Source organism: uncultured Ralstonia sp. (genome assembly GCA_913056305.1).
Taxonomy (GTDB): Bacteria; Pseudomonadota; Gammaproteobacteria; order Burkholderiales; family Burkholderiaceae; genus Ralstonia.
In genome coordinates, this window is record CAJXMR010000146.1 from 1 (window position 1) to 12,121 (window position 12,121).

Annotated in this window: 9 protein-coding genes; 6 read left to right on the top strand and 3 right to left on the bottom strand. The window is 67.5% G+C overall.

Going from position 1 to position 12,121, the window contains the following annotated elements:
• The coding region (locus QZ609_RS18880; RefSeq protein WP_295497996.1) for a pirin family protein at positions 1–259 on the bottom strand (259 nt) is incomplete at its 3' end.
• A gap of 107 nt (positions 260–366) precedes the next feature.
• Between QZ609_RS18880 and QZ609_RS18885 the strand changes: the two genes are divergently transcribed.
• Together QZ609_RS18885 and gluQRS are read left to right on the top strand one after the other, a co-directional pair.
• The gene (locus QZ609_RS18885) at positions 367–1,269 is read left to right on the top strand and encodes a LysR substrate-binding domain-containing protein (RefSeq protein WP_295497998.1); all 903 of its coding nucleotides are present in this window, start codon (positions 367–369) and stop codon (positions 1,267–1,269) included.
• 47 nt (positions 1,270–1,316) lie between these two features.
• The gene (gene gluQRS, locus QZ609_RS18890) at positions 1,317–2,264 is read left to right on the top strand and encodes a tRNA glutamyl-Q(34) synthetase GluQRS (RefSeq protein WP_295498000.1); all 948 of its coding nucleotides are present in this window, start codon (positions 1,317–1,319) and stop codon (positions 2,262–2,264) included.
• 25 nt (positions 2,265–2,289) lie between these two features.
• On the opposite strand, the gene QZ609_RS18895 is transcribed toward gluQRS, so the two are convergent.
• Entirely contained in the window at positions 2,290–3,777 is a 1,488-nt protein-coding gene (locus QZ609_RS18895; RefSeq protein ID WP_295498002.1) for a DEAD/DEAH box helicase, read from the bottom strand.
• Positions 3,778–4,016: 239 nt separating this feature from the next.
• On the opposite strand from QZ609_RS18895, the gene QZ609_RS18900 reads away from it, so the two are divergent.
• The gene (locus QZ609_RS18900) at positions 4,017–4,832 is read left to right on the top strand and encodes an MBL fold metallo-hydrolase (protein ID WP_295498004.1); all 816 of its coding nucleotides are present in this window, start codon (positions 4,017–4,019) and stop codon (positions 4,830–4,832) included.
• On the opposite strand, the gene QZ609_RS18905 is transcribed toward QZ609_RS18900, so the two are convergent.
• Positions 4,816–5,526 (bottom strand): TetR/AcrR family transcriptional regulator, encoded by a 711-nt coding sequence (locus QZ609_RS18905; RefSeq protein WP_295498006.1) that lies wholly within the window; start codon positions 5,524–5,526, stop codon positions 4,816–4,818. The genes QZ609_RS18900 and QZ609_RS18905 overlap by 17 nt on opposite strands.
• 201 nt (positions 5,527–5,727) lie before the next feature.
• Here QZ609_RS18905 and QZ609_RS18910 point away from each other — a divergent pair, with 201 nt between their 5' ends.
• Genes QZ609_RS18910 through QZ609_RS18920 form a run of 3 tightly spaced genes read left to right on the top strand, consistent with a single transcriptional unit; the run spans position 5,728 to position 12,071 of the window.
• The gene (locus QZ609_RS18910; protein ID WP_295498008.1) at positions 5,728–7,431 is read left to right on the top strand and encodes an AMP-binding protein; all 1,704 of its coding nucleotides are present in this window, start codon (positions 5,728–5,730) and stop codon (positions 7,429–7,431) included.
• 17 nt (positions 7,432–7,448) lie between these two features.
• Positions 7,449–10,769, top strand: coding sequence for a carboxyl transferase domain-containing protein (locus QZ609_RS18915; RefSeq protein ID WP_295498010.1), 3,321 nt, complete (start codon positions 7,449–7,451; stop codon positions 10,767–10,769).
• Positions 10,770–10,793: 24 nt separating this feature from the next.
• A complete protein-coding gene (locus QZ609_RS18920) occupies positions 10,794–12,071 on the top strand; it encodes a branched-chain amino acid ABC transporter substrate-binding protein (RefSeq protein WP_295498011.1) in 1,278 nt (425 codons plus the stop codon).
• Positions 12,072–12,121: the final 50 nt, after the last annotated feature.

A 12,121-nucleotide genomic window follows, 5' to 3' on the forward strand; every position in this document is an offset into this window, starting at 1 on the left:
GGCGCAGCACGCTGCCGTTGCCCATGCTGTCCTTGTGCGCCAGCTCGCCGTCGAGCACGTAGCTGATGATCTCCATGTCGCGATGGCCGTGCGTGCCGAAGCCCATGCCGGGCGCGACGCGGTCTTCGTTGATGACGCGCAGCGGCCCGAACTGGACGTGCTCCGGATCTAGGTAATCGGCAAACGAAAAGCTGTGAAACGACTTCAGCCAGCCGTGGTCGGCGTAGCCGCGATCCTGGGAGGGGCGGATTTCAATCATTTTGATGAACCTCCTATCCAAATACCTACGTTGATGTGTGCATGGTACGCAGATTGGCTATAGTTGAGCCATACAGCTTTGATTCATCCCATCAAAAATTCTGAATAATGGCGCTCTCCCTCGAATCCTTGGAAGTGTTGGACGCGATCGAACGCAAGGGCAGCTTTGCCGCTGCCGCGCATGAGCTGGGCAAGGTGCCGTCGGCGCTCACGTATGTGATCCGCAAGCTGGAAGACGACTTGGATGTGCTGCTGTTCGACCGCCGCCGCCACCGCGCCGAGTTGACGCCGGCCGGCCGCGCCCTGCTCGACGAAGGCCGCCACCTGCTGCAGGCCGCCGACGAGCTGGCCCGCCGCGTCAAGCGCCTCGCCACCGGCTGGGAAGCCACGCTGACCATCGTGGTGGACGACCTCGTGCACTTCCGCGCACTGATGCCGGTGATCCAGGATTTCTACGCCGAGAACACCGCCACCCGCCTGCGCTTCTGCCGCGAGGTGCTGGCCGGCACGTGGGACGCCCTACTCTCGGGCCGCGCCGATCTGCTGCTTGGGCCGGCGCAGGTGATGCAGGTCCAGGGCATCCAGACGCGCACGCTGGGGGAAATTCCGTTCGTGTTTGCCGTGGCGGCCCACCATCCGCTCGCGCAACTGGAAGAGCCGCTGCCGGCGACGGCCATTTCGCGCCATCGCATCGTGGCGGTGGGCGATACCTCGCGCAACCTGCCGCCGCGCACCGTCGGCATCCAGGCCGGCCAGGACACGCTGGTGGTGCCAACCATGGCCGACAAGATCCAGGCGCAGATCCGCGGCCTGGGCTGCGGCTGGCTGCCGGTGCCGCTGGCGCAACCGTATCTGGATTCCGGTGTGCTGATTGCGAAAGAGACCACCGAAAGCCGCCGTGTCGGTACATTTCAGGTGGCGTGGCGCAACACCATGCGCGGCAAGGCACTGCAGTGGTGGGTCGACAAGCTGGAAGACCCGCGCCTGGCGCAGGCGCTGGTGATGCAGTAGCGGCGGCAATCACGCAAAATAGCGGCATCCGCGCCTGGAGCTTTGCGTTGTCCCAAGCCAATCTCGACTTTCCTGAATCTGCCGCGGCGTCGCCGCGCGGGCCGTACCGCGGGCGCTTCGCGCCCTCGCCCACCGGACCGCTGCACATCGGCTCGCTGGTCACCGCGCTGGCGAGCTGGCTGGATGCGCGTGTCCACCACGGCACGTGGCTGGTACGCATCGAAGACATCGATTTCCAGCGCAACGTGCCCGGCGCCGACCGCGACATCCTCGCCGCGCTGGATGCACTCGGGCTGCTTCCCGACGAGGCACCGCAGTGGCAAAGCGCGCACCTGCATCGCTTCGAAGCCGCGCTCGCGCAACTGCAGGCCGTCGACAAGCTCTACCCCTGCGGCTGCACGCGCCGCGAGATCGCCGATTCCGTCACCACCGTCGACGCCAGCGGTCGCCTGCGCCACCAGACCCTCATCTACCCCGGCACCTGCCGCAACGGCCTGAACGGCCGCCCCCCGCGCGCCTGGCGCGTGCGCGTGCCTGATGCCGATGCCGCCACCGTCTGCTTCAACGACCGCTGGCAAGGCCTGCAATGCCAGAACGTGGCCGAAGCCGTGGGCGACTTCGTGCTCAAGCGCGCCGATGGCATGTGGGCGTACCAGATTGCGGTGGTGGCGGACGATGCCGAGCAAGGCATCACGGATGTGGTGCGGGGGGCCGATCTGCTCGACTCGACGCCGCGCCAGATCTATCTGCAGCGGCTGCTGGGGCTGCCGGCACTGCGCTACCTGCACGTGCCGGTGATCGTGAATGCCGACGGCGAGAAGCTCAGCAAGCAGACCGGCGCACGCGCCATCAACCGCAACCAGCCGCTGGCCGCACTGACCGAAGCGGCGCGACACCTGGGGCTGGAGATTCGGGCGGCGGATGTGGAAGGGTTCTACCGGGACGCCGTCCCGGCGTGGGCCAATCGCCTGGCGCAACTGGCCCCGGCGACGTGACCGCCGCCGTTTTCAACGCAATAACTTAGCGCTTGCGCGGCACGCCGCCCAGGAGCGCCGCGATCGGACGCTTGGCGCTGCGCGGGTGGCCGGCGGCAGGCGTCGGCGTGGCGGTTTCCGCGGTCTCGGCCGGTGCCGTTGATTCGTACGGGCGATTGAAGAACGGATCGTCGGACGCGCGGAACGCCGGGCGCACGATCATGTGGTCCAGCACGCGGGCGCCGTTGCGCTCGTCGCGCTCGCGGGAGCGGCGCACGTCGGCGCGGGCACGCTTCTCGTCGCGCTCGCGGCGTTCGCGATCGCGGGCCTGTTCGCCGGTCGGGTCGAAATCGGCCAGGGGCTCGCGCGGCAGGTTGCGCTTGATCAGTTTCTCGATGTCGGCCAGCAGGCGCTCATCGCCGGGGGCGAACAGCGACAGCGCGTCACCCGAGGCACCGGCGCGGCCCGTGCGGCCGATGCGGTGCACGTAGTCTTCCGCATTGAACGGCAGGTCGAAGTTGATCACGCACGGCATCTGCGAGATGTCGAGGCCGCGTGCCGCCACGTCGGTGGCGACCAGCACGTCGACGGTGCCTTGCTTGAACGCTTCGAGCGTCTGCATGCGCTCGGTCTGGGTCTTGTCGCCGTGGATGGCGTTGGCGTTGATGCCTTCACGCTCCAGCGCGCGCGACAGGCGCGAGCAGCCGATCTTGCTGTTGGAGAACACGATGCACTGGCGCGGCAGGCCCTGGTCTGCGCGCTGGCGCAGCAGGTGCACCAGGGCGGCCTGCTTGTGGTTGTCGGGCACCGTGTAGATGACCTGGCGGACGTTCTCGGCGGTGGCATTGCTGCGCGCCACCTCGATCGTCTGCGGATGGCGCAGGTAGCTGGCGGCCAGCTTCTTGATCTCGGGCGAGAACGTGGCCGAGAACAGCAGCGTCTGGCGATGCGCCGGCAGCAGGTTGATGATGCGCTGCAGGTCGGGCAGGAAGCCCATGTCGAGCATGCGGTCGGCTTCGTCCAGCACCAGCATGCGCACCTGCGACAGGTTCACGCTGCGCTGCTGCACATGGTCGAGCAGGCGGCCCGGCGTGGCGACGAGGATCTCCACGCCACGGCGCAGCGCATCGGTCTGCGGGTTCATGTCGACGCCGCCGAACACGACCGTGCTGCGCAGCGCCGTGTATTTCGAGTACTTGGCGACGTTGTCGTACACCTGGTCGGCCAGCTCGCGCGTGGGCGTGAGGATCAGCGCCCGCACCGGATGGCGCGCCGGCGACGCGCTGGTGTTGGCGTCGGGCTGCAGGTTCTGGATGATCGGCAGCGCGAAGCCCGCGGTCTTGCCGGTGCCGGTCTGCGCGGCGCCCATCACGTCGCGGCCGGCGGTCACCACCGGAATGGCGGCGGCCTGGATCGGCGTGGGCTTGGTATAGCCGCTCTCGGTCAGGGCGCGGAGAATATCCGGGTGCAGGCCGAAGCTGTCGAACGTCACCGAGTCATTGGCCGGTGCTTCAGACGTTGTCGCAGTATTCATAGGGGGAGATGCATCATGCCGGGTGGCATGGCAGGCGCGACAGGCCCAGGCGGAAATGCCCGCGAGCGGCTCGCGCAAAGCGTTAAAAATCAAAAGTTTATCACGTGAGACCTGGCACGGGACGGCCGACCGCTCCGCCATGCCGCTTGCGGCACCACGCCTGCCTTGACACGGATCAAGAATCACCGGCCGGCGCTGCGCGACCATCGCGGCATTCCAACCCGCGCCCCTCTCCCGCCATGGTGACCACGCTTTATGAAACGCCTGAGCACGCCTGCCTGATGTTTTCGGATCTGGTGGACGATCACGACGACCAGTCGGTACAGACCAACCAGTTCCTCGTCGTCGATCACGGCCACGGTGCGCTGATCGACCCGGGCGGCCAAATGACGTACAACGCGCTCTTCCTGGCGATGAACAAGTACTTCCCGCCGAAGCAGCTCGACTACGTATTGGCGTCGCACGCCGACCCGGACATCGTCGCCTCGGCAGGGCGGTGGCTGACGAGTTCGAGCTGCGACATCCTGATCTCGCGCGTGTGGGAGCGCTTCCTGCCGCACTTCTGCACGGTGGGCAAGACCGAGGGCCGCATCGTGCCGATCCCGGACACGGGCATGGCGATTCCGCTCGGCAACGCGCACCTGCTGGCGGTGCCGGCGCATTTCCTGCACTCCGAGGGCAACTTCCAGTTCTACGACCCGGTGTCGCGCATCCTGTTCTCGGGGGACCTGGGAGCGTCGATGGTCCATGCGGACATGGCCGCCACGCCGGTGGAAGACTTCGATGCACACCTGCCGCTGATGGCGCCCTTCCACCGCCGCTACATGAGCGGCAACCGCGTGTGCCGCCTGTGGGCCCAGATGGTGCGCGGGCTCGACATCGAATGGATCGTGCCGCAGCATGGCCGCGCCTTCCGGGGGCCGGCCATGGTCAATCGGTTCATCGATTGGGTGGAAACGCTTGAGTGCGGCATCGACCTGATGACGCCGGAGATCTTCCGCCTGCCCGCGCTGCCCAGAACGGCGGCGGGCGCAACACTCAGGATGCCGTCGTAGCCGACCGGCTGGGGGCGGCCGGCAGGATGATCTTCATCATGGCGCTCGACAGCTCAAGCGCCAGCACGTCGGCATCGATGCGCGATGGGTCGTGCCACGTGTACATGAAGCCCATCACGCCGCCCATCGAGTGCGCCGCCACGCGCGCGTCGCCAAACTCGAACACGCCGGCGCGCTTGCCTTCATCGAGCAGCGCATAGAGATCGCGGTAATAGCCGCGCGACATGGTGTGCAACCACTCCACCGTCTCGGGCCGCAGGTACTGGCGATCGCGGTAGGTGAGCGCGGCTGCGTGGTGACAGTCGATGCAACGGCGCGCCATCTCCAGCAGACAGGCCTGCAGGCGCGGGCGCACCGGCAGCGCCGGATCGGCGGTCTCGCGGATGGCCGACAGGCAGACCTGCGCAGCCTCGCGGCACAGGATGTCGAAAATCTCGTACTTGTCCGTGAAGTAGTAGTACACCGCCGGCTTTGTCACGCCCAGCGCGTTGCACAGGTCGCTCATCGTCATGCCGGCGTAGCCCTTGGTGAAGAAGAGCTGCGCGGCGGTGTCGAGAATCTGCCGACGGCGCGCCTCCTGGCGCTCGGCGATATGCGGGCGCGGGACCGGCGCGGGCGCGGTGGTCGCGTCAGGGGCCTCGGTTTCAGCAGACGTTGGCACGTCGGAAACGGCAGTTTTGCGGACGGTGGACATGGCTCGCATTTTCGCACGCCGCCTGCCAATGCGTCGTGGCGTGCACGCATCTTGGCGGGGCAATCGCTGCTTGATGCTTGACGCATCAAGGAACGCTTTCTATATTTCTACCCGTTGGTATAAAAAACTACTTCGAAGTATAGATAGTGTGGCGCCTGCGTGCGCACGCACTGCACAACCCAACGGAGACAAGCTGTGGCGATGGACGAGTCCGAGTACCTCGGCCGCGTTCGCGCGCTCTGGGCGCGCGCATGGCCGGCCGACACACCCTGCGAGCCCCACTACCCCATCGGGCGCGTTCCCCTTACCGACCACCTGCGCCATTGGGCCCGCACCACGCCCGACAAGCCCGCCCTCCACTTCTACGGCCACGACACCACCTTCGCGCAGCTCGACGACATGAGCGACCGCTTTGCCGCCCTGCTCGCGCAGCGCGGCATCGGCACAGGCGACCGCGTGGCGGTGTTCCTGTCGAACTGCCCGCAGTTCAACGCGGTGTTCTTCGGCATCCTCAAGCTGGGTGCCGTCTATGTGCCGATCAGCCCGCTGTCGCAGCGCGTCGAGCTGATGCACGCGCTCACCGACGCCACGCCTCGCGCCATCGTCGTGCTCGACCGGCTGATGCCGCTGGTGCGCGACATACGCGCAGAAACCTCGCTTGAGCACGTCTTCGTCACGCACTACGCTGACGTCGTCCCCGCGCAGCCGACCCTGCCGTTGCCGCCGATGCTGACGGAACCACCCCTCGCCTGCGGCGATGCGATCGACCTGCTGTCGGCATTGGCAAGCACCACGCCAATCGACCTGCCACCTGCTTCGCTCGATGCCATCGCCGCGCTCAACTACACCGGTGGCACGACCGGCCTGCCCAAGGGCTGCATCCACACGCAGGGCGACATGGTGGACATGGCCGCCGCGTTCTCGGCCGTGTCGCTGCGGATGGACACCGACACGGTCATGTTGAGCTTCTACCCGCAGTTCTGGATCGCGGGCGAGAACACCGGGCTGATCTTCCCGGCCTTCCTCGGCGTGCCGCTGGTGTTGCTGGCGCGCTGGGATGCCGAAGCCTTCATGGCGGGCGTGCAGCACTACCGCGTGACCAACGGCTCGATGCTGGTCGACAGCGCGGCCGAGGTGATGGCGCATCCGCGCGTGGCCGACTACAACCTGCGCTCGCTGCGGCACACCGGCGTGTCGTCGTTCGTCAAGAAGCTGAACCCTGAGTACCGCAGCGCGTGGCGGGCACTGACCGGCTCGATGATGGCCGAGAGCGCCTGGGGCATGACCGAGACGCAGACCTGCAACAGCTTCACGCTCGGCATGCAGGACGACGATTTCGACCTGCGCTCGCAGCCGATCTTTGTCGGCCTGCCGGTGCCGGGCACCGACTTCAAGATCTGCGATTTCGACACGCACGCACTGCTGCCGATCGGCGCCGAGGGTGAGCTGTGCGTGCGCACACCCACGCTGCTCAAGGGCTACTGGAACAAGCCCGACGCCACCGCACAGACGCTGCGCGGTGGCTGGTTCCACACCGGCGACATCGGCTGCATCGACGAACACGGTTACGTCCACTACCTCGGCCGTCGCAAGGAGATGCTCAAGGTCAACGGCATGAGCGTGTTCCCCGCCGAGATCGAAGCCATGCTCGGCAAGCACCCGGCCGTGCTGGGCTCCGCCGTGGTGGGCCGTACCGATGAACAACGCGGCCAGTTGCCGGTCGCCTTCGTGATGCTGCGCCCCGAGGCCACCGGCACGCTGGACGATGCCACGCTCACCGGCTGGTGCCGCGAGAACATGGCCATCTACAAGGTGCCCATCGTGCGCATCGTCGATGCCCTGCCGCTCACCGCCACCGGCAAGGTGCGCAAGCAGGATCTCGTGCCGCTGGCTGAACAGATTTAACGCTACGCCTCTCCGACATGATGTTTCGCAAACTGCTGATCGCCAACCGCGGCGAGATCGCCATTCGCATTGCCCGCGCCGCGGCCACGGTCGGGCTGCCCTCGGTCGCCATCTATTCGGAAGATGACCGCGACGCCCTGCACCCGCGCCGTGCCGATGAAGCCGTGCCGCTACCCGGCACTGGCCCGCGCGCCTATCTCGACGGCGAGGCCATCCTCGCTGCCGCGCGTGCTGTGGGCGCCGATGCCATCCACCCCGGCTACGGCTTCCTGAGCGAAAACGCGGCATTCGCCCGCCAGTGCGCACAAGCCAGCGTGCAGTTCATCGGGCCGTCACCGCGCGTGCTGGCATTGTTTGGCGACAAGGCCCGCGCACGCGCGCTCGCGCACGAAGCCGGCATCCCCATCGTCAACGGCACGCGCGGGGCAACCTCACTGGAGGACGCGCAAGCCTTCTTTGCCGCCCTACCACCCTCGCACGGCATGATGATCAAGGCGGTGGCCGGCGGCGGTGGGCGCGGCATGCGCGCCGTGCACGACGCGCTGGCGATCGCCGAAGCCCACGCGCGTTGCGTGTCGGAGGCCACAGCCGCGTTCGGCAGCGGCGACGTGTACGTCGAGGCCCTGGTGCCAACGCCGCGCCATATCGAGATCCAGATCGTGGCCGATGCCCACGGCAATGTCTCGCACCTCGGCGAGCGCGAATGCAGTCTGCAGCGCCGTCACCAGAAGCTGGTCGAGATCGCCCCGAGCCCCGCGCTGGACGATGCCCTGCGTGCACGCATCGCCGATGCCGCCGTGACGCTGGCGCGGGCCGCCGGCTATTGCGGCATCGGCACGTTCGAGTTCTTGGTGGAAGGTGCCGGCACGCCGCACGCGACGTATTACTTCATGGAAACCAACCCGCGCGTGCAGGTCGAGCACACCGTCACCGAGATGGTGACGGGCATCGATCTGGTGACGACGCAGTTGGCGCTGGCGCAAGGTGCATCGCTGACCGAACTCGGGCTCGCGCAGCCCGTCACGCCGCGCGGCCAAGCCATCCAGGTGCGCATCAATGCAGAGACGCTCGATGCCTCCGGCCAGCCGCATCCGTCCACCGGCATGCTGAGTGCGTTCGAGCCGCCCAACGGCCCCGGTGTGCGTGTCGACACCTGCGGCTACGTCGGCTACCGGCCCAACCCGCGCTTCGACTCGCTGCTCGCCAAGCTGATCGTTCACGCGCCGCACGGCACCTACGCGCAAGCGCTGGCGCAGACGTACCGCGCGCTGTGCGAGTTCCGCATCGAAGGCCTGGCGACCAACCGCCGGCTGCTGCAGGACCTGCTCTGCGATGACGCGGTCCGCGCCAACGCCGTGCACACGCAGTTCCTCGACGGCAAACTGGCCGACCTCGCCAACACCAACGGCGACGCGCATCCGGCCCTGCACGTGGCCTCCGGCGCGGTGGCCGACACCGAATCGGCAGAGGTGTTCGCAACCGATCTCCCGGACGACGCCGAACTCCTGACGGCGCCCATGGATGGCGCGCTGATCCAGATCACCGTGGAAGCGGGTGCCAGCGTCGCGCGTGGCGAGGTGCTGGCGGTGATCGAGGCCATGAAGATGGAGCACGTCGTCATTGCACCCGCCGCAGGTGCGGTGCTGCAGGTCTGCGCACAGCCGGGCGCCACGGTGCGCGAGGGCCAGCCGCTGGTCGTCCTGCGGCCGAGCGACGCGCAGCACGACACCACTGCCGCGGATGACGAGGTCGACCTCGACCACATCCGCCCCGACCTGCGCGCCGTCATCGACCGCCACGCCTTCGGTCTCGACGAGAACCGGCCCGACGCCGTCGCGCGCCGTCGCAAGACGGGCCAGCGCACCGCGCGAGAAAACATCAACGCCTTGTGCGACGCCGGCTCCTTCATCGAATACGGCGCGCTCGCCATTGCCGCGCAGCGCAAGCGACGCACAGTCGATGACCTGATCCGCGCGACGCCGGCCGACGGCATCGTCACCGGCATCGGCACCGTCAACGGCACGTACTTCCCCGACCAGGATGCGCGCTGCATGGTGCTGGCGTACGACTACACCGTGCTGGCCGGCACGCAGGGCACCTTCAGCCACAAGAAGACCGACCGCATGCTGTCGCTCGCGCAGCAGTGGCAACTGCCCGTGGTGCTGTTCGCCGAGGGCGGCGGTGGCCGGCCGGGCGACACCGACAAGCCGGGTGTGGCGGGTCTCGATTGCACCACCTTCATCCAGTTCGCACGCTTGTCGGGCCTGGTGCCGCTGGTGGGCGTCGTGTCGGGCCGCTGCTTTGCGGGCAACGCCGCGCTGCTCGGCTGCGCCGATGTCATCATCGCCACGCGCAACGCCACCATCGGCATGGGTGGCCCGGCCATGATCGAAGGCGGCGGGCTCGGCGTGTATGCGCCGGAGGAAGTCGGCCCGGTGAGCATGCAGGCACCCAACGGCGTGATCGACGTCCTGGTCGACGATGAGACGGCGGCGGTTGATGTCGCCAAGCGCTATCTGGGCTACTTCCAGGGGCCGCATTCGACCTGGGAAGCCGGTGATGCGCGACACCTGCGCCACCTGATCCCCGAGAACCGCATGCGCAGCTACGACATGCGCGCCGTGATCGACACACTGGCCGATACCGGCTCGGTGCTGGAGCTGCGGCCGGCCTTCGGCGTGGGCATCATCACCGCGCTGGTCCGCATCGAGGGCCGCGCCTTCGGCTGTATCGCCAACAACCCGCGCCACCTGGGTGGCGCCATCGACGCGCCCGCCGCCGACAAGGCTGCGCGCTTCATGCAGCTGTGCAACGCGTTTAGCCTGCCCATCGTCTCGCTGTGCGACACGCCGGGCTTCATGGTCGGCCCCGAGGCGGAGAAGACGGCCACGGTGCGGCATGTGAGCCGCATGTTCGTGACCGCCGGCAACCTGCGCGTGCCGTTCTTTACCGTGGTGCTGCGCAAGGGCTACGGCCTGGGCGCGCAGGCCATGGCGGCGGGCAGCTTCCATGCGCCCTTCTTCACGGCGGCGTGGCCCAGCGGCGAGTTCGGCGCGATGGGCGTGGAAGGCGCCATCCGCCTCGGCTTCCGCAAGGAGCTGGAGGCCGTGGAGGACCCGGACGCGCGCGAGGCGCTGTTCCGCAAGATGGTCGACGAGGCTTACGAGAAAGGCCGCGCGCTGAACATGGCCAGCTATCTCGAGATCGACGCCGTCATCGATCCGGCCGATACGCGCCGCTGGCTGCTGCGCGGGCTGCGATCGGCGCCGCCCTCATTCTCCATCTCGCCGCGCCACACCCGTGACCCGGCCGCACGCCGCTTCATCGATACCTGGTAGACGAGCACACCCCAAGGAGACGCCATGCCCGCATCGATCCGCTTTGCCCGTCCGCTGTCTGCACTGGCCTGCGCAGCCGCCCTGCTCGGCACGCCGCTCGCACAGGCCGCGACACCGGCACCGATCAAAGTCGCCTTCATCGACCAACTGAGCGGGCCGCTGGCGAACGTGGGCGAGCTGTTCCTCGCCAACCTGAAGGTCGCCATCGACGACGCGAATGCGCAGCCGCAGGCGGTGCTGAACGGCGCGCGGTATGAGCTGCTGACGTATGACAACAAGCTGTCGGCACAGGACAGCCTGTCTGCCCTGCAAGCGGCCATCGACGCGGGCGTGAAGGTGATCTTCACCGGCGGTTCGGGTTCGTCCGTGGTCGCCGCGCTGGTAGATGCGGCCACCAAGAACAACGAGCGCAATCCCGACAAGCGTGTGCTCGTCGTCAACTACGCCTCCATCGATCCGGACCTGACCGGCGCGCACTGCAGCTTCTGGCACTTCGCCACCGAGGCCAACACGGCGATGAAGATGCGGGCGCTGACCAACTTCGTAAAGACGCAGCAGGACATCCACAAGGTCTACCTGCTCAACCAGGACTACGCGCACGGGCGGCTGTGGGGGTCGCTGGGCAAGCAGATGATCTCGGCGGCGCGGCCGGATGTGCAGTTCGTGGGCGACACGCTGCACCCGATCGGCAAGGTGAAGGACTTCACGCCATACATCACCAAGGTCAAGGCGGCGGGCGCGGACACCATCGTCACCGGCAACTGGGGGCAAGACCTGAACCTGCTGGTCAAGGCCGCCGGCGACATCGGTTACGACGTGCGCTACATCAACCACAGCGGCGGCGGCGCGCCGGGCACGGTGCTGGCCGTGTCGCAGGCCAAGACCGGCAAGCTGACCTGGGTGGCCGAATGGATGCCCGGCGGTGCCGACCCGCAACTCGCGCAGATGGCCGCACGCGTGCGCCAGACGCCGGCTGGCGAGTACTACACGCCGCGCACGATGCTGTCGGTGGAACTGGTGACGGATGCCATTCGCCAGGCCAACTCGACCGATCCGCTCAAGATCGCGCTGGCGCTGGAAGGCATGCAGAAACACGCCATCATCGGCGATGTGACGATGCGCAAGGCGGACCACCAGTTGCTGCTGCCGCAGGTGGTGTCGACCATTGCGCCGGTGGATGGCAAGACGGTGAAGGCTGGCTTCGAAGGCACCCAGTGGGGCTTCAAGACCGAAGGGATGACGCCCGCCAAAGACCTGGACCTGCCGACCACTTGCAAGATGAAGCGGCCGGCAGCGACATAAGCCGATCGACGATCAGTCTGCGCGGTCGGTGCGCAGCGGGCCGTATTCGA